Below are 22446 nucleotides of genomic sequence, written 5' to 3'. Positions count from 1 at the left end.
TCCCTGTGGCATCTGCCATCAAAAATATCTGCATGACCTAAATTGGCGGTCACGCATCGAAATTCCAGCTGTCTGATTGCAAGGTCGCCCAATTTTTTTGAGGTCCATGTCAGAACCGTTCTAAACTAGCAAGGCGCCTCAATCAGGAGAAGTTGTATTTTCTAATAATGATGATAAGTTTTTCTGATGATAAACATCACCCTCAAACAGCTCCGCTATTTTGAAGCTCTCGCCCGCCACGGCCACTTCGGCCGGGCGGCCGAAGACTGCGCCATTTCCCAGCCAGCAATGTCCATGCAGATCAAGGAATTGGAGGAGGTTTTGGGCGCGCCGTTGTTTGAACGTTCGGCCCGCCAGGTGTCTCTCACCGGATTTGGTGAGGAGGCGGTGGAACGGGCAAGAGCGATCCTGCGCTCAGCGGACGAGCTCGGAGATCTTGCGCGAGCCTCGAAGGAAACGTTGGAAGGCCGGCTGCGGATTGGCGTCATTCCAACAGCCGCGCCGTATTTGTTGCCACAGGTCGTCAGCCGCCTGACAGCGCGCTATCCGGGTCTGGATATCCATGTGCGTGAGACCGTGACACCAAAGCTTGTTCAGGAACTGAATGACGGCCGGCTTGATACAGCGATCCTGGCCTTGCCCGTATCAGAACCAGGCCTTGCAGAAACGCCACTGTTTGACGAGAATTTCGTGCTTGTCCGGCCAGGCAGTGAGGCCAATCTTCCGGTGCCTTGCGCGGACAGCCTCAAGGAGATGCGGCTTTTGCTCCTGGAAGAAGGCCACTGTTTTCGCGACCAGGCCCTCTCCTTCTGCGACATCCAGGCTGGGCGTCCACGGGAAGTGCTCGACGCCAGTTCTCTGTCGACACTTGTTCAGATGGTCAATGCCGGGATGGGCGTTACCTTCATTCCGGAAATGGCAGTTCCGGTCGAAACGCGGTCGGCCGACGTCGCGGTCAGCCGTTTTGAGCCGCCGGAGCCAGCCCGCACCCTCGGCATGGTTTGGCGCAAATCCAGCCCGCTCGCAAGCCAACTGACGGAGATTGCTGATCTGGTGCGGGAGGCAGCTCAATCAAGTCGTTGAACGGCTTCCAAAATGGCTGGCACGATTTGATCAAACAACAGCGTATTCATCCGCCAAGTTTCGGTTTGGGGATACCCGCCATTCATTGCGATAACAGCGTCATTTTGCCGATCCATGACAAGAACCTGGCCATGGATGCCTACGAAAACCATGATCTTATGGCCTTTAATGTTCAGAACACGGATCTGATCTTTGTACCAACCATTAGGGGCCAACGCGGCTTCCTTCCCGGTTTTCCAAGCGGCTCGGACTCTGTCGTTGCCATTCCAGATCGCTTCAATGAAAGGCTCCGGGACAACTTGCTCACCAAGATGATTGCGCCCGCCATTGAGAAACAACCGGCCGAAGTGCGCCAGATCCCGCGTCCTTAAATTAAGACCGCCGGATGCGACGGGATAACCGGCTGGATCTGCCATCCAGAAGGCTGGGCCTTCGGCACCCAATCGAGACCAGATTTTTTCCTGAAAATAGTCCGCAAGGCCTGTTCCGGTCACGGCATTCGTAATCAACCCGAGCATTTCGGTATTCGGATCCTGATACTGATAATGCGTTCCAGGTTCGAATTTTCGCGCGCTGATGGTCTTCAGGTAGGTATCTATGCCAAACAGACCACTGTCGTTCGGCCCATTCCATTCCTGGGATTGGGTCAGTCCTGGGTCCCAGGACATGAACGGCGGCGTGGGTATATCCAGGCCAGAGTTCATATCTGCTACGTCCTGAACCGACACACCTTCGAACGCCGTTCCAATGAAATCCGGCAAATAAGCTTCGACCGGCCGTGACATGTCGAGTAATCCTTCAGACACCGCGATCCCCGCAAGGCTCGCCGTGAACGACTTAGTCACCGACATGTCAAGATGTGTCGAAGCTGCTGTCATGCCATTCCAAAAATGCTGATGCAAAAGGCGATTGCCTTGCAAAACAACCATGGAATGATTCAACAACCTGTCCCGCAACAGGGTGTCGAGGCTGTGCTCCCCGTCGGCATCCCGAGCTACCAGTCCATCAAGCTTGAGCGCGCCTCGAGCATCGACCCACACTTCTGGGGCAACCGCATCACCGGGCTCAATCACATAGTGGCGGGTAAATTTATAAGCCTCTGGAAATGTGACAGCCGCAAACTCACCGCTATCCCAGTTCTCTTGAGAGATGCCAAATCGCCCGGCCTGCTCCAAAAACGTCTGATCCGGCGGCATCAGATCATCTGCCAGCGCAGGCAGTCCGATTGATACAACGGCCAAAACAACGATTACACTGCGCATATTTCTCACTCCCCCGCGAAAGCGTCCATAGGAAACCACTGAACGGGTCCCTTAACAATCGCGAAGTCGGGATTGCCGAATGCTACAGCATACCCTCGGACGCAGAAACGCAATATTCCAGCAACATCAAACCTTCCGGGCGACCACAAAGTGGCTGCGCGGTGCCGGGTAGAGACCGGTTTCGATGATCTCAAACCCGGCCTTCGTCATCATGTCGTTGACCATATCCGTTGAGAGCATTGAGACATACGGCGCCTTGCCGAAGAGCTGCATCACCTTGATCATCGGGACAAACAGCCAGGCTTTTGATTTCAGGCAGACCGTCTTTGAGATGAAAAGCCCACCGGGTTTCAAAAGCCCGTTGACACGATCAAGAAGCGCTTCAGGCCCTTCCACCAGATGAAGGAAGTTGAACGCTAAGACGGCATCAAAACCCTCATCGCCGGCAGCGGTGGTCAAGCGTGGGTCAAACCCGTCCGCAGCGAGGAACGACAAGCCTTCGGGCGCATTTCCCTCAGCTTTCGCCGCTGCCAGTTTTTCCTCCGCGATTTCCATCATACCGGGCGCAAAGTCAGTTGACAGATAGCTTTTCACGCTACCGGCCAAAAGCAGAGCCGTGGAACCCGTTCCGGCACCAAGTTCAAGCACCTTGTCGTTTGGGCCAAGGTGCTCCGTTACCCGTTGCAACGTCTTCTGATAGGCCGCTTCATCTGCGATCTTGCTCTTGGCATACTTGCGGGCGACTTTGTCCCAGAAGGTGCTGGAGGGCGTCATGTCGTTGGTCCATGTGGTTGTCATGGTTAGTCTATCCAGTTCATTGGGTCAGGAAAACAGAGCGTGCCGGCGGGCAGCTCCTCTGCTCCGTCAATTGATGATCTTGCGGGCGAGAAACGCTGTGCTCCAGGACTGCATCCAGCGGCCCTGGCTGGTTTCCGGAACCTCAAGCACTTCCAAGCCGCTGTCTTCCAGCCATCCGGCGATTTTGTCCTGGCTTAACCGATGCGTCCGCCATTTCAGTTGAATATACGCACCGATCCAGGATTTCCGGGTCGCAACGAGCAACAGGTGTCCGCCCGGCTTCAAAACCCGGTGGATCTCTTGCAAGGCCGCTTTTGGGTCCGGCAGGTGTTCAATCACATGCGCGCACATGACCAAATCAAACCTGTTGCCGGGGTGTGGCATGTCGCGAATATCTGAGACCGAAGCGTCAACGCTCACGCCGTTATGTCGAAGATTGCCGCAGGCTTCGGACAACATGCAGGGCGAGATATCAACAGCCGACAAGGCATAGGATTGGCGGACTTCCGCGGCAAAGGCCAAGGACAGAGTACCTGTTCCGATCCCGCAATCCAGGACGTCCAATTGCTGCCCGGCCCCGTCAGAAAGCGCTGGAAGAACCGCACGCACAAGCCGTCTGTAGCCTCCGGGAAACCCGAGCCGTGCAATCTTTTCTTCCCAAAGCCCTGCTTCTGCATCATACGCGGCGCTGAGTTCAGAGGCGGCAAAGCCGCGCCGGTTGACCGAGACCTGCCAGGATCCGAACCAGCGTTCGAACACCGGGATCTTCACATCGTTGAAATCAAGACTCATTTTATTTTTCCATTGCTACCGCGCAGGCCGACATGCCGCAAGATCGCTCGGCCGATATCTCGGCCGCCGGTCGGTGATGCGAAAAACTCCAGTATCGAGAGGACCACAGTCAGAAGCGGTCCGGTCAGCCAATAAAGTTTCATGGCCCCGTCTCCTTTGCAGCTTCTCTACACCCAAGATAAATGAATACAAATTGCCTAAATCCGGGGAGTTGATATACATATTTGTATGAATTGGCAGAGCATCACTTTCGACTGGAACCAGGCCCGCGCTTTTTTGGTAACGGCAGAGGAAGGCTCCCTGTCTGCGGCGGCTCGCGCTCTCAACCTGACCCAGCCAACCCTCAGCCGGCAGGTGGCAGCGCTTGAGGAGACATTAGGCGTCACGCTGTTTGAGCGGGTCTCTAAATCGCTCGTTCTCACCGAAGCCGGTGTTGAACTTGCTGAACATGTCCGGGCTATGGGCGAGGCAGCCAGCCGGGTGTCACTTTCCGCGTCTGGACAATCCCAGCAAATCGAGGGGATGGTGACGATCTCAACGACAGACGTACTCGGGATTTATCTGTTGCCGGAAATCCTGAGAGATCTGAGGACAAAAGCGCCCGGGATCGAGATCCGTATCCGATGCACCAATTCATTGAGCGATTTGCGCCGCCGCGAAGCCGACATTGCCATACGCCACGTCGAACCGGACCATCCGGATCTTTACGCCCGCAAGCTCTACGATGCCTCCGCCAAGGTGTATGGCGCAAGATCGTACCTAAGCCGGTTTGGCAACGGCCTGTCGATGAAAGATGCCGGTGCTCACGACTTCATCGGCTTTGACGACAATCCGCAACTGGTCGGCCATCTGCGGGCGATGGGCCTGCCGGTGACGGAAGCGAACATAAAACTGAGTTCCCCCAGCGGTGCCGTTGCCTGGGAATATGTCCGCCGCGGCCTTGGTCTCGGCATTATGGCCGACGAAATTGCCGCCTGCTGCCCGGAACTCGTTCCAGCGTTTGATGATTTGACGGAAGTCTACTTCCCGGTTTGGCTGGTCACCCACAGAGAACTCCATACCAGCCGGCGGATCCGGATCGTGTTTGACCACCTTGTTGAACATCTGCGCCACAAACAGCCGGGACAACCGCATGAAAAGTAAACAGACTTTATCGCGCGTCTGCGTGTTTTGAACCTTTCTCGTCAATCGTTTTGAAAACAATCAGAATTATCCTCAACGGCTCAATTTGCAACTTTTGATATTTGTGAAAAGCGACGAGGGAATGCGGAGCAGAAACAGGGATTTAAGGGCTGCTGCAATTTGCCTGTTTGCAATGCTCTTCGCTTTGGCTGCGCCAGCAAAACCCGCAGTCTCCGCTGAAGGCCATCTCACACCGCCCCTGGAAGTCTATTACAATGCGCTGCCGCATGTTGTTCTGATCATTGAGCCGCAGACCGGCCGGATCGCGTTTGCAAACAATTTCGCGCATGATTTTTACGGATATGGCCCTGGCGCGCTCTCAACCATGCGGATCCAGCAGATCAACCAGCTGACCGCGGAGCAGGTTGCAGAAGAACGCCGGCTCGCAAAGGAAGAGCACCGGAACTACTTCATTTTTCGCCATAAACTCGCAGACGGCTCCATCCGTACCGTAGAGGTTCGCTCCTATCCGCTCGACTTTGGTGGACAGGTCCTGCTGCACTCCAATATTCGCGATATTACGGGAGAGCGCAGCCGGCAGGACAAGCTTTGGCACTACCAGACCCGTCTCGAAGAAGAAGTCCGCGAGCAGCGCGAAAAACTTGCAGTCACCTATGAAGCCCAGACCCATTGGCTCTTCGGTTTCTTGATCGCAATTACGGTGGCGCTCGGCCTCGTCGGTTTCTACGCGGTCCGTTTGCACGATTCCCGCAAGAACCTGCGCAAAGCCAATCAGGACCTGATGCTTGCCGACATGGTCTTCCGCCATGCCAATGAGGGCATTCTGGTCACGGACGCAGATGGCATCGTCATCCAGGCCAACCCGGCTGTCGCACGCATATCCGGCGAAAACCTTGACGCTATCATTGGCCAAAACCCAATGAAGATCGCCTCGGATCAGGATCGCTCCGAGATCCTGCGACAAATGTCACGGGCGCTCGCAGAGACCGGGGAATGGGCCGGGGAACTCTGGAATGTCCGTCCCGACGGTGAGCGATACGCGCAGCGGGTTTCCGTTGCGGCGATCAAGGACGAAAGCGGGACACTTACGAATTACATCTCCATCTTTTCCGACATTACGGATCTCAAGAACCATCAGTACGAGCTGGAGCGCATCGCCCATTATGACCCACTGACAGAGCTGCCCAACCGGGTGTTGTTGCGCGAACGTTTGAGTGAAGCGATTGAACGCGTCAAACGCGACAATTGCTGGGGCGCCGTCTTTTTCTTCGATCTGGATGGCTTCAAGGAAATCAACGACCGTTACGGCCATGAGCTCGGAGATGAGCTGCTGACTACGGTTTCCAGACGGCTCCTCTCGCAGTTCCGGTCAACCGATACTGTCGCACGGCTCGGCGGCGATGAGTTCATTGCCGTGGTGTCCGACTACGAAAGCCCGGACGCTTACAGAACCCTCGCCGAACGGGTGCTGGCGGAGACCAGCAAGCCGATTGATCTCGGTGACAAATCGGTGGCCATTTCGACGAGCGTTGGCGTCGCAGCCTTTTCCGCAGACAGCGACACCACACCGGACCAGCTTTTGCGCCAAAGCGATTCAGCGATGTATCAGTCCAAGCTGGAGGGCAAGAACCGCTATACGCTGTTCAATCCGAAAACCGAGATTGAGATCACCGCCTTCAACAACAGGATCAACGCGCTCTCCAATGCGATCGACAACAATGAGCTGGTGTTCCACTACCAGCCAAAGGTCGATGTGGTCAGCGGGCGGATCCACAGTGCCGAAGCCCTCGTCCGCTGGCAGCATCCGGAAGTGGGTATCCGGTATCCGGGCAGTTTCCTGGACGCCACGGAAAACATCGGCCTGTCCCTGAAACTGGATACATGGGCGCTGGAGACCGCTTTTGAGACCGCGTCTGCATGGCGCAAGGCCGGTCTGGAAGTGCCGATCAGTGTCAATATCGACCCCCGGAACCTCACGTCGAACTGGCTCTACGATACGCTGAAGGGGCTCCTGGCGAAATACGACTCGATCGCGCCATCTCTGCTCGATATCGAAGTTCTGGAAAACGCGACAGCCGTCGGAAACGCCTCGGTCGCCCTTGCGATCAAACAGTGCCAGGAACTTGGTGTCAGTTTCTCAATCGACGACTTCGGCACCGGGTATTCCACGCTCACGCACCTGCGCCACCTCCCGGCAGATCACGTGAAGATCGACCAGACCTTCGTGCGGGCTGCAATCGATACCCTCGATGACCTTGCGATTGTGGACGCGGTTCTCGGCCTTGCGGGCGCCCTCAACAGAGAGGTGATTGCCGAAGGCGTGGAAACAAAAGCGCACCAGAACCTGTTGATCAGTCTGGGCACAACGATCCTCCAAGGGTACTCCATTGCCCGTCCCCTGCCCTACGGCACCTTTCTCGACTGGACGGAGACTTTCGCACCCGATCCCGATTGGAGCCTGTTGCAGCACCTGTCAAAACGGCGCGTCAGACTGCTTTACCTTCAGGTCGAACTCCGGAACTGGATCAAGGTGCTGAGCGGTCAAAAAGACGCCAAGGAGCGGCCGACCTGCACCCTCAACGTGGAAGACATGGCGGCGAACTATTGGCCCTGGCTCAACCGCGACGGCGCGAAACTATTTGCTGGAAGCGATCACTACGCCTTGCTGCTCACCCAGTGTGAGAATCTGATGAACCAAGCGAAATGGCATTGTGGAAGTAGCCTTGGCGCACAGAAGACGTGCTCCGCTGCAGCTGCCAACCAGTTATCGGCACTCGCAAAAGACTGCGTCAACACGATCGACAACTTGTTGCTCGACCGGAAACTCGATCGCACCGATACAGTGCCCTTCAAAGTGGAGGAGAAGCGGGCGTGACGCGGTTTGTGAGGCCCCTAGCCAAGCATCCAGTTCAGCACCAGACGCCAATCGGTCATCCGGATCGGCGTCCCATGGGTGCCGGTGTCAAACAGCGTGAACTTGATCGGATAGTTTGGCGCCTTTGATTTGATCTGCTTGAAGAACTGCGCCTGGGTTTCCCAGTTGTAAACCCGGTCCAGCGTGCCTTGCCCCATATAAATCGGTACGTTCCTGGACAGCACTCCGGCTGAGAAAATGTTCGGATCCTTTGGTGAACCGAGCAGCATGATCCCGTTTACGAGGCGCGCATAGTTCCCGTTTTTCACAAGGTTCCAGCAGATGATGCCGCCCATCGATCCGCACGCCACAACAACCTTGGCGCCGGGAGAAAGCTGTTTTTGCTGCTGGATGAGCGCCGCGACATCCGCTGTACCCCGCTTGTCGAAGTGAGTGACATCAACCGTGAGATACGCTCCGCCGTTGCGGACCATCAGGTTCTGGATCCGGTTGAAGTTGCCACCAAAGGACACATCGTTCATGCCCTGAAAACGGTTTCCGCCCTGACCATGAATATAGATGACGATCGTCTTGGCACCGCCCTTCCACTTGCCCGTTCCCATGTAGGAGATGGTCCGGCCATTTGCCTGGAGCTCTCCGCTGCCGCGGCCGCGTTTCGGCTTGTAAGAAACGTAGTTGCCATAAACCTGGCGCTCGGGGATCTGATCCCGGCCGTGCAGATCGCGTTGCTTGATGTACTCCACAACGATGAAATCGCCGTCGTAAAGTGTTTCGGTGACCTTCTTGTAGCGGAACAGGCGGTCTTTGTACGGCTTCAAGGCTTCAGCATGTGCGTTGATCGACACGCTGCAAAAAACAGCGGCTAGCACCACCACCGGCAGTTTGGCGAACCGTGCCTGAAGGGCTTTCAGAAAACTGTTCAGCATGCAGTGTCCTTCGCTGGGCCAAATTGGAAGCCGATACCGGTAAAACCTACGCAGGCACGCTCCGGCTTTCAATGGACCCGAGGTCAATTCAATCAGATCCGCTGCCATTAATCCGCAGTAATCCCCATCAATGCGCGTTCGTGATCCTGCAGCAACGCACACAGTCATGAGACACGCGCGCGAAACCAGAGGCCCACACCCTCCGAAATTGTGCCTAGGAATTTCAGAGACTTATCCACAATCAGCCTCGGGCGCTGAATAACCTCCTCGCATTTTGCGAATTTAAGGAATTGGTAACCATAAAATTTCAAGACTGGCGAAGCTTTAGGCAGGAAAAAGACCGCCATCCCCATCCATGGCGGCATGTTCAGGAGAACTCTCATGCCAGTCATTTCCTTCGCGAATGCAAAGGGCGGCGCCGGCAAAACAACAGCCGCCTTGCTGTTGGCAACAGAAGTTGCTGCCCGCGGAAAGCGTGTCACCATCTTCGATGCAGATCCGCAGAAATGGATTTCGAAATGGCATGAACTGCCCCGGACCTGCAAAGGGATTTCCGTGGTCAGCCAGATTTCCCCTGCTTCCATCACGGAACAAATCACCCAAGCCTCTGAGACATCCGATTATGTGATCGTTGATCTTGAAGGCACGGAGAACCTGATCGTTGCAAACGCCCTTTCGGTGTCCGATTTGGTGGTGATCCCGATCCAGGGATCGTCCATGGATGCACGGGGCGGTGCAAAAATTCTGACCCTGATCAAAAAGCTGGAGAAAATCGTCCGTCAGGACATCAAGCACTGCGTCGTGCTGACACGCTCCAACGCGGCCGTAACGACAAGGGCCATGAAGGCGGTGCAAGACTTTCTCTCAGCGCAAAACATCGATGTTCTGATGACCCCGATCGTCGAACGTGCAGCCTTCCGCGATCTCTTCGAGTTTGGCGGCGGCCTTGCAAACCTTGATCCGAAGATGGTCTCGGGCGTTGAAAAGGCCCGGGAAAACGCCTCCCTTTACGCGGCAGAAGTTCTGGAGCGGGCAATCAGCGCTCCGAAGAAACGCTGGTATAACGTCTTCCGACGCGCCAGCTAGCTCCCTGATTGACAGCTGACTGAACGCCGGGCCATGTGCCCGGCTTTTTTTTGATCCTGCTCATGGAGGTTGTTGGTCAGGCGGGATAAGCTTTCAGGAAAACAAGCTGACTTACAGGCATCGTCCTGATCCCGCTGGAGAATTTCATGCCCCTCTCCCCGACACGGCTTCTGATCGCCGGCGCGCTCGCCATCTCCCTGTCTGCCTGCAATCCCGATGACGGCAGTGTTGCCCTCGGCACCCTGGAGCGTGACCGCGTGGCGCTCACTGCTACAGCCGCGGAAGTTCTGGTTGCGCTTCCCGTACCGCAGGGGTCGCCCGTTACCAAAGGCACGGTGCTCGCTCGTCTGGATGCGACACAGCAACAAGCTGTTGTCAATCAGGCCGCCGCCGAAGTCGAAAAATCCCGGGCCAATCTTGAAAAGCTGGAAAATGGCGCCCGGCAGGAAGAGATCGCAAAGGCCGAAGCCGCTGTGGCGGGCGCCAAGGCGGAACTGGTGGAGGCTGAAAACAATTTCGAGCGCTACCAGGACCTCACAACACGCGGCACAACCAGCCAGGCCCAGCTCGACAGTGCACGGGCCAGCCGGGATGCGGCAGATGCGAGCCTGAACAGCGCCGAGCAACAACTTCTTGAGCTGGTCACCGGGACCCGTCCGGAAGACCTGGAAATGGCCCGCGCAGAACTCGCCGCGGCCGAGGCCAGTCTTGCAACACAGCAAAAGATCTTGAGTGACCTGACAATTGTTGCTTCCCGGGACGGCGTTCTGGACAGCCTGCCCTGGAACCTTGGCGAACGCGTTACTGTCGGCAGCCCGGTTGCCGTGATGCTCGCCGGCGATGCTCCTTATGCCCGTGTCTATGTCCCCGAACCTCACCGGGTGAAGATCAACGAAGGCGACACGCTTTCCATTCGCGTTGATGGCCTCGACGATCCAATCGACGGGCACGTGCGGTGGATCAGTTCAGAGCCATCCTTCACACCCTACTATGCGCTCAACCAGTCGGACCGCGCGCGGCTGATGTATGTCGCCGAAATCCAGCTGCCCGTCAGTGCTTCCAACCTGCCGAACGGTGTTCCGGCACAAGCCGTGCTGCCGTGACCGCGCCCATGTCCGACATTGTGATCCAAGCCGAAGGGCTGGTGAAAAGCTTCAAGGGCTTCCGGGCGGTCGACGGCCTCGACCTAACCATCGAGCGGGGCATGATCTACGGGTTTCTCGGCCCCAATGGATGCGGCAAGACAACCGCCATCCGCATGCTGACCGGCCTGCTGACACCAACCGAGGGAAGCGTCGAGGTTCTGGGGCTTTCGGTACCCAAGGACGCGGAAGCGTTGAAATACAAGATCGGCTACATGACCCAGGCCTTTTCGCTTTATGGCGATCTAACTGTCCTGGAAAACCTCAACTTCATGGGAACCGTTTACGGCCTCTCCCGAGCCCAGCGCAAGGAACGCATCGCCGAGGTGATGAACCGCTATGAACTGACGCAACTCAGTGACCGGTTCGCGGGCAAGATGAGTGGGGGCCAGCGCCAACGCCTTGCCCTGGCTGCGGCCGTGTTGCACGGCCCGCAACTGCTGTTCCTTGATGAACCCACATCAGCGGTAGACCCGGAATCCCGGCGGCATTTCTGGGAACAGCTTTTCGACCTGGTCGATGAGGGCACGTCCATTGTTGTAACAACCCATTTCATGGATGAAGCCGAGCGCTGCCACAAGATTGCGATCATGGAAGCCGGTCAAAAGCGGCTGGACGGCACGCCCAGTGCGCTGATGTCCGCCATGGGTGCCAATGTCGTGGAGATTGAAGCGCCGAACCTGCGCGACATCCGGCGGCATCTTCTGGGCACCGAAGGCATCGTGACAGCTGCCCAGCTTGGCGCGCGCTTGCGGGTGCTCGTCAAAGACACCATCCCCGATCCGGAGGGCTTCTTGAAGGCCAACCCGCAAACGGCAAGCGCGACAATTGTCGAACAGGTCCGGCCCAATCTGGAAGACGTCTTTGTCACCGCAACGGGAGAAGGCCGCCAATGAGATCGATATCGCGTATTCTCGCCGTCTTTTCCAAGGAACTGGCCCAGCTGCGCCGGGACCGCATGACCTTTGGAATGGTCGTCATGATCCCGCTCATTCAGCTGATCCTGTTCGGCTACGCCATCAACACCAATGTCCGCGACATCCCGGTCGCGGTGGTCGATCAAAGCCAGACCGGTATCAGCCGGATCCTGGTTCAGATGATCGAGGCAACACGGGTCGTGACGGTGACCGAGCGGCTGACCACGCCGGAAGAAGCCGAAGAAGCGATCCGCTCTGCCCGCGTCCGGGCCGCCTTCATTCTACCCGACGACCTCACTCAGAGACTGGCAAGGTCTCCAGCTGTGGGTCTTGGCACACCACCCTCGACAGATCAGGAAACCAGTCGCCCGGTTGCCCAGTGGATTGTCGACGGCTCGGATACGATGATCGCGAGCTCGATCAAGAGCCTTCGAAACATGCCGCTTTCAGAGATCTACCGGCAGGCGCCCAACCGGTCGACACCGACCTTTGAAGTCACGCTCTTCTACAATCCCGAACAACGCACCGCGGTCAATATCGTGCCGGGCCTGGTTGGCACCATCCTGACGATGACGATGATCATGTTCACCTCTGCTGCGATTGTGCGCGAGCGGGAGCGCGGCAACATGGAGATGCTGATCAACACGCCGATCCGGCCGATCGAATTGATGGTCGGGAAGATCATCCCCTACATTTTCATCGGCCTTGTGCAAACGGCCATCATTCTCAGTCTGGGGCACGTGCTGTTCAACGTGCCGCTGGATGGCAACATGATCGACCTGTTTGTCGGGACGCTTTTGTTCATTGGGGCAAGCTTGTCGCTCGGTCTGGTGTTTTCCACAATCGCCCAGACCCAGCTTCAAGCCATGCAGATGACCGTCTTCGTACTTCTACCGTCCATCCTTCTGTCCGGATTCATGTTCCCTTACGAAGGCATGCCAGTTGTGGCGCAATACATTGCCGAAGCGCTGCCTGCGACACATTTCATGCGCATGATCCGGGGCTTCGTGCTCCGGGACGCAACGCTGATGGATGTCCACCGCGACGTCATCTGGATGAGCGGTTTCTTTGTTCTCGGGATGGTCGCCGCTGCCGTCCGGTTCAAGAAACGTCTGGATTGATACCCTTACTACTGTCCGCCATCCGGCAAGGCGGGAAGCGAACGCAGGTAGAGCGTTATGGCCGCTGCGTCCTCGTCAGTCATTTTGGCAAGATACCCGTATGGCATCGGCGGCAGCATGCGCGCCTCATCCGGCCGAACGCCCTTGCGGATCATGTCATCAAGCTCGGCGTCACTGTATTGCGCCAGCCGTGTTGGCGTGATGTTCGGTGCAACAGAAACACCCCATGGACCATGAAACTCAAATCCACCTGCGCCAAGATGTGTGTCAAACATCGGCCCCTTAGGACCAAAGGTTGTGTGGCATTCGGTGCAATGGGCGATTGGACCAGCGAGATAGGCACCGTACTCAAGCGTTACACCATGCGGCACCTCTGCGACGCTGATGACCGGTGGTCCATAGGCCGGCGGAAGCGGAATATTGTAAACGCTTTGCCCGGGATCATGATCGACAGCTGGAACCTGGCGCAGATACATCACCATGCTCATCAGATCATCATCTGATATGCCTTTGTAAAGCCCGAACGGCATGGGCGGACCAATGATGCTGCCATCAGGGCGAATGCCTTCCCGAATAGCGCGGCCCAGCTGTTCATCCGTCCAATCGGCCACACGGCTGCCCGGCGTAATATTCGATGCGATGGCAGTGAACATGTCGTTCTTCTCAACCATCATGCCGGCCAGTCCCATATCCGCCACCGGCCCATCCGGACCTTGTGGTGTATGGCAATTGCCGCATCCGGCAGGCCCTTCCACCAGATATCGGCCACGCTCCAGCGTGGGCTCAGCGCCCGCGGTTCCCATACCGAGCAAGGCAACTGCGGCTAAGAGACCGCCTGAAAGTCTTAGAATTTTGCTTGTTGTCATGCGCATACCAAAGCCTCCCAGCCAATGTGACGCCTGGGAATGCTACTCTCATGTCGCGCTGATGGATATGGTCAGGATTTACACTTCCGGAATGAAGTCGGCGGTGACGCCATCAGTCAAATTCATGCGTCCACGAAGGCCCGAATTGCACCTGAGATATTGTCCGCAAACCTATCTTCGATCGCTTGACGGTCTTCTTCGCCATACATACCGGTGAGCGCCGTTTGAGAGATCGTCAAATACTGGATCGCACCGATCAATTGGAACACTCCAGCCCGGATCTCGTCCAAAGGTGCTGCCCGCCACTTCGGGGTTCTACGAGCAAGCTCCGTCAAGGCGTCGAGATAGGGTTTCATGGGCCAGAAGCGCGCGGTTTCCTCCGTGTCCAGCAGCGCCCGGACGACAAGACGGGCCTCGGCCTGCCGCTCCAATGAGCATTTGGCAAGACCTTCAAAGTAGGCAACAAGACCAGCTGCCGGATCTCCAGTCCCGGCCCTTGCCACTTCCGCGCAGAGCTTGTCCGACAGCCTCTTGAGGACCGCGCCATAGAGCTTTTCCTTGGTGCCGAAGAAGTGCAGCAACGCCTGCTTGCTAACACCAGCCTCCTTGGCAAGTGCTGCCAGGCTGACACCATGAAAGCCAGTCTCGGCAAATTGGCGCTCGGCAATTTCCAGATACCGGTCGACGGCCGGCGCTGCGTTTGTCATCTGCTTTGTCCTTTGCTCTCTCCTATAACGCCTACTTGACTACTTACCAAGTGGTAAGTTAGCTTACCACTTGGTAAGTCGCTAAAGGGAGATGCGCGATGGATCGGACAACAGAAATCAGCCTGATCAAGGAAATCATCGGATTGGCGGAACAAAAATCAGCCTATCTGGATGAAACCATCGCCCACTCGCCGATCTCACGATATGCCAGCCCGGAACGATTTGAGCGGGAGCGGTCTGCCCTGTTCCGCCGCCACCCAATGATTGTCGCGCACTCCTCCGAGCTCCAAGGGCCGCAAGCCTTTTTGACCAAGGAGTTTCTCGATCTGCCGGTTTTGCTGGTCCGGGACGGTGACGGCAAGGTCAATGCCTTCTTGAACGTCTGCCGGCACCGCGGCGCGAAGCTGGTTCGGGAGGAGAGCGGCTGCAAGCGCATCTTCACCTGCCCCTATCACGCCTGGAGCTGGAGCAATGACGGGGTCTTGCGCGGTGTGCCGCACGAGGACCAGGGCTTTCCGGATCTGCCGCGCGCAGAACGCGGCCTGAGACGCCTCCCCGTTACCGAAGCTCATGGGTTCATCTGGATCATCGCCAATCCGGACGCGGGGGACATGCCGGATATCGATGCCTGGCTGGGGGAAATTGCAACCGACTTCAAATGGCTGGGCATGGCAGATCACAAGGTCGCCGTTGCGGAAACACTCGAAATCAAAGCGAATTGGAAAGTGCTGGTCGAAGGCGGCCTGGAAGCCTACCACTTCCGCGTCGCGCACAAGAACACAATCGGCCCGTATTTCACGGACAATCTCTCAACCTACCGCATGTTTGGTCAGCACATTCGGTCGGTCCTGCCACGGATCTCAATGCCGGACCTCACCCAAACACCGCAAGATGACTGGGAAATCCGGCGCGATGCCAACCTGCTCTATACGCTTGTGACAAACTGCCAGCTGCTGGTTCAGCAGGACCACGTGATGTGGTTTCACTATGAGCCGGTTGCTGCCGACCATACCCGGGTGCGGATCGTTACGCTGGCACCGAAATCCTACCCGGACACGGAAGAGATGCGCGAACGATGGGCAAAAAACCAGCTGATCACGACCACGGCTCTGATGGAGGATTTCGAGCTCGGTGAGGAGATCCAATCCGGCTTTGCCTCAAAAGGCAATCCAAGCCATCTCTTCGGCCGCTACGAGGGTGCGCTCAACCGCTTTAATCTCGTGATTGAGGAGATTCTGGCAAATTGAGCCTGCCGTACACCGCTACCTACACCGCTGTTCGATGACACTCTCTTCAGCAATCAAGGCTGACCACTTCAAAGTAAATCTAAAGAAGAAACATAACACACCAAAAACCCGATTATTCCCGTAAACAAAATTTAATGTTCCAAATTGCGAATAAATGTAATTGTGGCAGAAATGACTAAACGTGCCACAATTAGATATGCCAGTCTCAAGACATTGTGATCCAGAGGGAGAAGATCAATGTCTGTGCGCAAGTCTTTGCGCCGAGCGGCCCCGCTCGGCCTTGCGGGTCTTTTATGTATTACTGCCGCGTCTGCAGAAGAACCGCCGAAAGTCAATCAGGAAGACTTGAACGCGTCAGCCCTCAAGGATCCAAAGGCCGCCTTCATAGAAGCATTTGAGGCCGGTGATGAACTGACTGAGGCGACATTCACTGCCGAACGCGGGGTCGGAGCCAAGGTCAGCCAGGACGGCAAGATGTTTACCCGAATGCCGCGGGCAGATCTGGAACTTTTCGGCGAATGGACCACGCATCTGCCGGAGCGCGAAGCCGGCCCGGTCGCCCAATCCTGTATCTCCTGCCATTCAGCACCTTATGCCAATGGAGCCGGTCCAAACCCACTGAACGGGATCGTTGATCCGCTGCACACGGGCGACCCGTCCAAGTATCTGCACCGCAACACACCGCATCTCTTCGCGCTTGGCGCGGTGCAGCGGATTGCAGAAGAAATGACGGCGGAACTCCTGGCGCAGGAGGAGCTGCTTCAAAAGGAAGTCTGCACCTTGGGCGAAGATGCCTCGGTCGATCTGACAGCAAAGACCATCAGCTTCGGCACACTCTCTGCAACGCCTGAGAAAGACCCGCTCACCGGGATCTGTATTGCCGAATACGACCGGTCTGGCATTGAGGGCGTGGACGAAGACCTCGTTGTCCGCATGTTCGGCTGGAAGGGCTCACACGCCACCTTGAGAGCCTTCACCCGCCACGCTGCCCATAATGAGCTCGGCATGCAGGCAGATGAACTGGTGGGCAACCATGACGGCGACCATGATGGCGTGACCGGAGAGCTGTCCGTCGGCGATCTGACCGCCTTGTCCATCTATATGGCCGCCTTGGAGCGACCGACCTCGAAACTCGAACTTGCCAAACATGGATTGATGGAGCTGACAGCCGGGGAGGTTCTGGAGATCGAGCGCGGCGAACGTTTGATGACCGAAGCCCAGTGCACCACCTGTCATGTGCCGACGCTTAAGATCTCGACACCGATCTTTTCCGAGCCGAGTTTGCAGGCCGGTTTCCGGGAAGATGTTTTCCCCTCCGGCCAGAAGGCGGTCGACAGCGGTCTTGATGGTCACGCACCAATCTGGTTCGACCTCACAGAAGACAGCCCCAACAACCATATTGTGACCGCCAAGGGCGAAACGCTGAACCTTGGCGCCTTTCCGAAGACAGGCGACGGCGGGGCGCTTGTCTCCTGGTACTCCGACTTCAAACGGCACGAGATGGGCGAAGACCTCGCCGATCCGGTGGATGTGCACGGATTTGGTGCGTCCGTCTGGCCAACGGCATCGCTCGCCGGCGTCGGTTCGACCGGCCCCTGGCTGCACGATGGCAACGCGACGACCCTGGATGAGGCGATCCGGGCGCATGGCGGCGAAGCTGAAGCCAGCCGTCTTGCCTATGAGGCGCTTGGCGACAAGGACCGCGCGGCCATCATCGCCTTTTTGGAAAACCTGATCATCATCGACCTCGACCCGGAGGAAGAGGACGAAGAAAATCACGCTGCGGCCTCACAAGAAGCGGCATCTGAGGACGCCAGCACCAGGACTGCCCGCCTGGTCACCGTCCTTCCGCCCGTAAAACCCTGATGCCCCGAAACAGAAGGGTTTGCCACTTCTTGATGGCAGCGTGAAACTGCCGCGGTGGTCCAGCATCCACCCGCACCTGGACCACCGCGGCAAGTTATTTCCTATGCATTTTCAAAAAATTGGTTGAGTTTTCGAGATTTAAACCGATCACGTGGGTTCGAAGGCCACCTGCTCTTCTTCCCATTGCTGCTGCGCCTCGATCGTCACACCGTACTTGAACATACCGAATGTAAACTCTTGCAATTCTCGACCTTCCGCGACCCGCTTGGGTAAGTCGGGGTTGAGCATCGCCGTTTTGCCGATAGAGACAAAATCAGCTTTGCCGGAAGCAATCAGCTCATTGGCATCCGCAACGACATGAAGTCCACCATTGGCGATCACGGGTAGATCAGTCAGATCCCGAGCGTAGGCTGTCAGGTTTTCCCCGGCTTCTGTGTAGCTGTGCACGGCATAGCCTTCTTTTTCGCTCGCAAGGTGAATGAAATCAGCGCCCGCGTCCGCAACCGCCTCAAATATGACCTTCGCGTCTGCCAATCCGTTTGGCCAGAAGTAGTCTTGGATGTTTGCCTTGGCCTGGGACAACCGAACCCCGACAATGAAGTCTGATTTTGTGGCGCCCTGTGCCTCCTGGATGATCTCCTGTGTCAGCCGAATCCTGTTTTCCAACGTGCCGCCATATTGATCCTGACGAAGGTTCGTTTCCGCTGTCAGGAATTGATCGAGCAGATACCCGTTTGCACAGTGGATCTCGACGCCATCGAAGCCTGCAGCCTCTGCCCGCAGGGCGGCCTGGCAAAACCCGCGCTTGATGATCTCGATCTGGGTGAGGCTCAGTTCGTCTGGCACGTCGTAGCCCCCCTGACGGTGACCATAGCCCTGCAGCATGGACCCGGCTGGCCGGACCGGAGACGGTGCAACTGGCTCCATGATATGTTGAGAGACGGCGCCGGCATGAATGAGCTGCAGGATAACCTTCCCGCCCTCAGCCTTGATTGCCTGAACGACCCGTTGCCACCCCATCTCCTGAACATCGTTCACAAGCCCCGGCTGACCGGAATAACACTGCGCCCATTTTTCATCGGTAAAGGCCCCTTCCGTAATGATGAGGCCGTAACCGCCCCGGGCAAAACCGGCATAGTATTCCGCCATGTTCTCAGTCGGCACACCGTCTGCGCCGGCGCTGGCACGTGACATTGGCGCCAGAACGTAACGATTGGAAAAAGTTCTTGTTTTAATTGTCTTTTCTTGAAGAACTGGAAAGGTATGTGTCATCTGAAGTGCCCTTTGTTGAGGAAGTGCACGAGAGTTAAATTTCACATTACCTTTTGACAAGTACGCACTATTTTTGCTTATACATACAAAAAAGTAACTAATAGGCTTTTCGATGGCTCAGAACCAACAAATTGATCCGCTGTTTTGCCCGACTGAAACCGCCCTTGGATTGATTGGCGGAAAATGGAAAGGGATGATCTTGTGGTGTATTTGCCGCAAGACGATGCGGTTCAACGAGCTGCACCGCATTATCCCAGATATTTCTCAGCGTATGTTGACCAAGCAATTGAGAGAATTGGAAGATCACAAAATCATTGTGCGGAAAGTGTATCCACAAATCCCGCCAAAGGTGGAGTACAGTCTTAGTGCTCACGGAGAAGCCTTGAAACCAATTCTCGATCAACTCGAAGACTGGTCCCGCTCCTATCTGGAACAACGGCAGGCTGAGAGCTGACGCCCGAAAGCAAAATCACCCCGCCTGCCAAACCTTGATGGCATCTATCGGATAAATCAGCATCAGAACATTCAGGGTGAGATTGTCACGGATCACCCAGAGCGCGAGGAGCTCAAAGACGATGCCGACCACGACCGTGACCCAGACCGGCATCCGCCAGGCGAAGAAGAAACCAGCGAGCATCCAGAGAATATCGAAAACGGAATTCAGAACGCTGTCGCCGGTGTACCCGATGGCGATCGTTGCCTCCCGGTATCGATCGATAATCCAGGGGCTGTTTTCCGCCACTTCCCAGGCCGCCTCGATGAAGATCGCCCCAAGCGCGCGTTCGCCGACAGACCGCTGTTTGAAGAAGAACCAAAGCAGCCAATAAAACAAAAATCCATGGATGATGTGGCTGAAGGTGTACCAGTCGGCGATGTGCTGGGACGACCCGGCCACATCGCTCGCCGGCGTCCAAAACAGCACGTAACCGCAATCACAGATCGGAATCCGGCCCATAATGAGCAAGATCACGGCCGTGGCTAAGATCATGAGAAGGCCGGTGATCAGGCAAGCGCGGTTGGTCATTTTCTCTTTCTTTTTGTTGCAGATTAGGCCGGAAGAGAAGGTATGTTTTCCCTGACCAAATTTGATAAGTCCAGCGAACTTCCAGCAATCAAACCGTTAACGCGTATTGCCGATAATGTCCTATATCATCAGAAAAACGTTGCTTATTGGCCTGAGTGCAGCCGCATTCGGATGGGCCTTCATGAACTACTCGGTTGTTGCCTTTTACCACCCACACGCCATGTCTGAGCGACTTGGGTTTCGGTATTTCTGGGTCTTTGCAATCGCACTTTTGTTAAATTCAGCCTGGTTTATCCTCGACAGAAGCGCTGTTCCTGAAAAGCAATCCCGTCAAACGGGAATTCATTATGCGATTTTCGTCGCCATTGTCGCCGGGTATCTGATTGCTTTGAAAATAAAGGTAACCGCGCCTATTGCGCCCCACGCGGTGATACCCTCGGGCTGATGAATACCCATCCCAAATTGGCGATACGGCGACTGGAAGCCAAATCGGTGCGCGCGTCGCTTGGCGCAGTCCCGGCCTTGCGCCGGGACTTGACCAGGAAAAGTCACGCTCATAAATCCCGCTGGAGTTTTGCCGCAAATCCCTCTAGAACCTTGCGCCAACGAAACATCAATCCGTCCGGCCTTTTGTGACGGCTTGCGCTCCCGGATCTCCGGTGTGATGCGCAGCCCAGAAGATAGCCTTGTCCGGCGGTTTGCTCAGGAGACACCTAGATGGCCACCAACGGCGCGGCGCCACACCAGACCCGGCGCACCTTTGCGATCATTTCCCACCCGGATGCCGGTAAGACGACGCTGACGGAAAAGCTGCTCCTGTCGGGCGGCGCGATCCGGGCCGCCGGTCAGGTCCGCGCGCGCGGTGAACGCCGCCGGGCCCGCTCCGACTGGATGAAGATCGAACAAGAACGCGGCATCTCCGTCTCCTCCTCCGTCATGACGTTCGAGCGAAAGGGCATCATCTACAACCTGCTCGACACTCCGGGTCACGAAGACTTTTCCGAAGACACCTACCGCACGCTGACCGCCGTGGATGCTGCCGTGATGGTCATCGATGCTGCCAAGGGCATCGAGACCCAGACCCGCAAGCTGTTTGAAGTTTGCCGGCTGCGCGACATCCCGATCATCACCTTCGTCAACAAGATCGACCGTGAAGGCCGGCATGCGCTGGAGATCCTCGACGAAGTGCAAGAAGCCCTCGCCCTTGATGTGTCCCCGCAGACCTGGCCAGTCGGCATGGGCTCCGACTTTTTCGGCGTTTACGACTGGCAGAAAAAGCAGTTCCACACATCCGGCGGCGATCGCGGCGGGCCTTACACGGAAACAAAGACCGTCTCCGGTCTGGACGACGACGCCCTCACCGGCACTGTCTTCGACCGGATCATGGATGAGCTCACTGAAAACGTGGAACTCGGCGCGGAAGGTTATGCGGAGTTCGACAAGGAAAGCTTCCTGGAAGGCCATTTGACCCCGGTGTTCTTCGGCTCGGCCCTGCGCGACTATGGCATTGAGGAAATCCTTGATTTCATCGCCGATTTCGCCCCGCCGCCGCACTCCCAGCCGGCGACCGGCGGGCGGACCATCATGCCGAACGAGGACAAGGTCACCGGCTTTGTCTTCAAGGTTCAGGCGAACATGGATCCCAAGCACCGCGACCGGATTGCGTTCGTGCGGCTGTGTTCAGGCACCTTCAAGCGCGGCATGAAGCTGAAGCACGTACGCGCGGGCAAGCAGATCGCCGTCTCCGCACCGATCTTCTTCTTTGCCGAGGAACGTGAGATTGCCGATCTTGCCTACCCAGGCGACGTGATTGGCGTGCCGAACCACGGCCAGCTGCGCGTTGGTGACACCTTGACCGAAGGCGAGAACATCCACGTCACTGGCCTGCCAGCCTTTGCGCCGGAAATCCTGCGCCGCGTGCGCCTCTCCGACACCATGCGCGTCAAGCAGATGCGCCAGGGCCTTCAAGATCTGGCCGAAGAGGGCCTAGTCCAGATCTTCAAGCCGGATCTTGGCTCCAACTGGATCGTGGGCGTTGTCGGCGCGCTGCAGCTCGATGTTGTGGTCGATCGCCTGCGCGCGGAATACGGTACGGAAATTGGCTTTGAGGCCGTTCCTTACACGACCGCCCGCTGGATCGAGACCGACAGTCAGACCCTGCAGAAGATGATCGAAGGCCACCGCATGTCGATCGCCAACGACCGCGACGACAAGCCTGTTTTCCTGTTCAAGAACGCCTGGGAAGTCGGCCACATCACTGAAAAATTCTCCGATGTCACCTTCCGCGAAACCCGCGAGATCGTCTACGAGGGCTGAGAA

Annotated in this window: 21 protein-coding genes; 12 read left to right on the top strand and 9 right to left on the bottom strand. The window is 56.7% G+C overall.

Annotation, left to right across the window (positions count from 1 at the left end):
- The first annotated feature begins 186 nt into the window (after positions 1-186).
- Complete coding sequence (locus tag RBB44_RS05600) at positions 187-1083, top strand: hydrogen peroxide-inducible genes activator (RefSeq protein ID WP_306146416.1); 897 nt, start codon at positions 187-189, stop codon at positions 1081-1083.
- Here RBB44_RS05600 and RBB44_RS05595 read toward each other — a convergent pair.
- The 4 genes from RBB44_RS05595 to RBB44_RS05580 form a co-directional block, all read right to left on the bottom strand.
- Complete coding sequence (locus tag RBB44_RS05595) at positions 1068-2345, bottom strand: serine hydrolase (protein WP_306146415.1); 1278 nt, start codon at positions 2343-2345, stop codon at positions 1068-1070. The genes RBB44_RS05600 and RBB44_RS05595 overlap by 16 nt on opposite strands.
- Before the next feature lie 126 nt (positions 2346-2471).
- Entirely contained in the window at positions 2472-3143 is a 672-nt protein-coding gene (locus RBB44_RS05590; protein WP_306146414.1) for a class I SAM-dependent methyltransferase, read from the bottom strand.
- A 66-nt stretch (positions 3144-3209) separates the two neighbouring features.
- On the bottom strand, positions 3210-3935 hold the full coding sequence (locus RBB44_RS05585; protein WP_306146413.1) for a class I SAM-dependent methyltransferase: 726 nt from the start codon (positions 3933-3935) through the stop codon (positions 3210-3212).
- Positions 3932-4078: a hypothetical protein gene (locus tag RBB44_RS05580; RefSeq protein WP_306146412.1), complete on the bottom strand. Its 147-nt coding sequence runs from the start codon at positions 4076-4078 to the stop codon at positions 3932-3934. The genes RBB44_RS05585 and RBB44_RS05580 overlap by 4 nt, the downstream gene beginning before the upstream one ends.
- Positions 4079-4163: 85 nt before the next feature.
- Here RBB44_RS05580 and RBB44_RS05575 point away from each other — a divergent pair, with 85 nt between their 5' ends.
- Together RBB44_RS05575 and RBB44_RS05570 are read left to right on the top strand one after the other, a co-directional pair.
- Positions 4164-5078 (top strand): LysR family transcriptional regulator, encoded by a 915-nt coding sequence (locus RBB44_RS05575; protein WP_306146410.1) that lies wholly within the window; start codon positions 4164-4166, stop codon positions 5076-5078.
- A 121-nt stretch (positions 5079-5199) separates the two neighbouring features.
- A complete protein-coding gene (locus tag RBB44_RS05570; RefSeq protein WP_306146408.1) occupies positions 5200-7953 on the top strand; it encodes an EAL domain-containing protein in 2754 nt (917 codons plus the stop codon).
- A gap of 17 nt (positions 7954-7970) precedes the next feature.
- Here the strand turns inward: RBB44_RS05570 and RBB44_RS05565 are convergent, their stop codons facing one another.
- Positions 7971-8879 carry an alpha/beta hydrolase gene (locus tag RBB44_RS05565; RefSeq protein WP_306146406.1) on the bottom strand — a complete coding sequence of 303 codons (909 nt, stop codon included), beginning with the start codon at positions 8877-8879 and terminating at the stop codon, positions 7971-7973.
- Between the two features lie 381 nt (positions 8880-9260).
- Here RBB44_RS05565 and RBB44_RS05560 point away from each other — a divergent pair, with 381 nt between their 5' ends.
- The 4 genes from RBB44_RS05560 to RBB44_RS05545 all read left to right on the top strand — a co-directional run bounded on the left by RBB44_RS05560 (position 9261) and on the right by RBB44_RS05545 (position 13145).
- Positions 9261-9965 (top strand): ParA family protein, encoded by a 705-nt coding sequence (locus RBB44_RS05560; RefSeq protein WP_133952930.1) that lies wholly within the window; start codon positions 9261-9263, stop codon positions 9963-9965.
- Positions 9966-10111: 146 nt separating this feature from the next.
- Positions 10112-11068, top strand: coding sequence for an HlyD family secretion protein (locus RBB44_RS05555; protein WP_306146405.1), 957 nt, complete (start codon positions 10112-10114; stop codon positions 11066-11068).
- 8 nt (positions 11069-11076) lie between these two features.
- Entirely contained in the window at positions 11077-12003 is a 927-nt protein-coding gene (locus tag RBB44_RS05550) for an ABC transporter ATP-binding protein (RefSeq protein ID WP_306146404.1), read from the top strand.
- A complete protein-coding gene (locus tag RBB44_RS05545; RefSeq protein ID WP_306146403.1) occupies positions 12000-13145 on the top strand; it encodes an ABC transporter permease in 1146 nt (381 codons plus the stop codon). The genes RBB44_RS05550 and RBB44_RS05545 overlap by 4 nt, the downstream gene beginning before the upstream one ends.
- Before the next feature lie 8 nt (positions 13146-13153).
- Here the strand turns inward: RBB44_RS05545 and RBB44_RS05540 are convergent, their stop codons facing one another.
- Positions 13154-14011 carry a c-type cytochrome gene (locus tag RBB44_RS05540; RefSeq protein WP_306156116.1) on the bottom strand — a complete coding sequence of 286 codons (858 nt, stop codon included), beginning with the start codon at positions 14009-14011 and terminating at the stop codon, positions 13154-13156.
- Between the two features lie 122 nt (positions 14012-14133).
- Positions 14134-14718 (bottom strand): TetR/AcrR family transcriptional regulator, encoded by a 585-nt coding sequence (locus RBB44_RS05535; protein WP_306146401.1) that lies wholly within the window; start codon positions 14716-14718, stop codon positions 14134-14136.
- A 98-nt stretch (positions 14719-14816) separates the two neighbouring features.
- Between RBB44_RS05535 and RBB44_RS05530 the strand changes: the two genes are divergently transcribed.
- Both RBB44_RS05530 and RBB44_RS05525 read left to right on the top strand, forming a co-directional pair.
- Entirely contained in the window at positions 14817-15965 is a 1149-nt protein-coding gene (locus RBB44_RS05530) for an aromatic ring-hydroxylating dioxygenase subunit alpha (RefSeq protein ID WP_306146400.1), read from the top strand.
- Between the two features lie 237 nt (positions 15966-16202).
- Positions 16203-17831, top strand: coding sequence for a di-heme oxidoredictase family protein (locus tag RBB44_RS05525; protein WP_306146399.1), 1629 nt, complete (start codon positions 16203-16205; stop codon positions 17829-17831).
- A gap of 147 nt (positions 17832-17978) precedes the next feature.
- On the opposite strand, the gene RBB44_RS05520 is transcribed toward RBB44_RS05525, so the two are convergent.
- Complete coding sequence (locus RBB44_RS05520) at positions 17979-19025, bottom strand: NADH:flavin oxidoreductase (protein WP_306146398.1); 1047 nt, start codon at positions 19023-19025, stop codon at positions 17979-17981.
- Between the two features lie 190 nt (positions 19026-19215).
- On the opposite strand from RBB44_RS05520, the gene RBB44_RS05515 reads away from it, so the two are divergent.
- Positions 19216-19557, top strand: coding sequence for a helix-turn-helix domain-containing protein (locus RBB44_RS05515; RefSeq protein ID WP_133952939.1), 342 nt, complete (start codon positions 19216-19218; stop codon positions 19555-19557).
- A gap of 15 nt (positions 19558-19572) precedes the next feature.
- Here RBB44_RS05515 and RBB44_RS05510 read toward each other — a convergent pair whose 3' ends face one another.
- Positions 19573-20127 (bottom strand): DUF2585 family protein, encoded by a 555-nt coding sequence (locus RBB44_RS05510; RefSeq protein WP_306146397.1) that lies wholly within the window; start codon positions 20125-20127, stop codon positions 19573-19575.
- A 181-nt stretch (positions 20128-20308) separates the two neighbouring features.
- Between RBB44_RS05510 and RBB44_RS05505 the strand changes: the two genes are divergently transcribed.
- Positions 20309-20572 (top strand): hypothetical protein, encoded by a 264-nt coding sequence (locus RBB44_RS05505; RefSeq protein WP_306146396.1) that lies wholly within the window; start codon positions 20309-20311, stop codon positions 20570-20572.
- Positions 20573-20844: 272 nt separating this feature from the next.
- Positions 20845-22443, top strand: a complete 1599-nt coding sequence (locus tag RBB44_RS05500) for a peptide chain release factor 3 (RefSeq protein WP_306146395.1) — start codon at positions 20845-20847, stop codon at positions 22441-22443.
- Positions 22444-22446 lie beyond the last annotated feature (3 nt).

This window comes from Roseibium sp. MMSF_3247 (assembly GCF_030733765.1).
GTDB lineage: Bacteria > Pseudomonadota > Alphaproteobacteria > Rhizobiales > Stappiaceae > Roseibium.
This window is presented reverse-complemented; position numbering and strand designations above follow the sequence as displayed.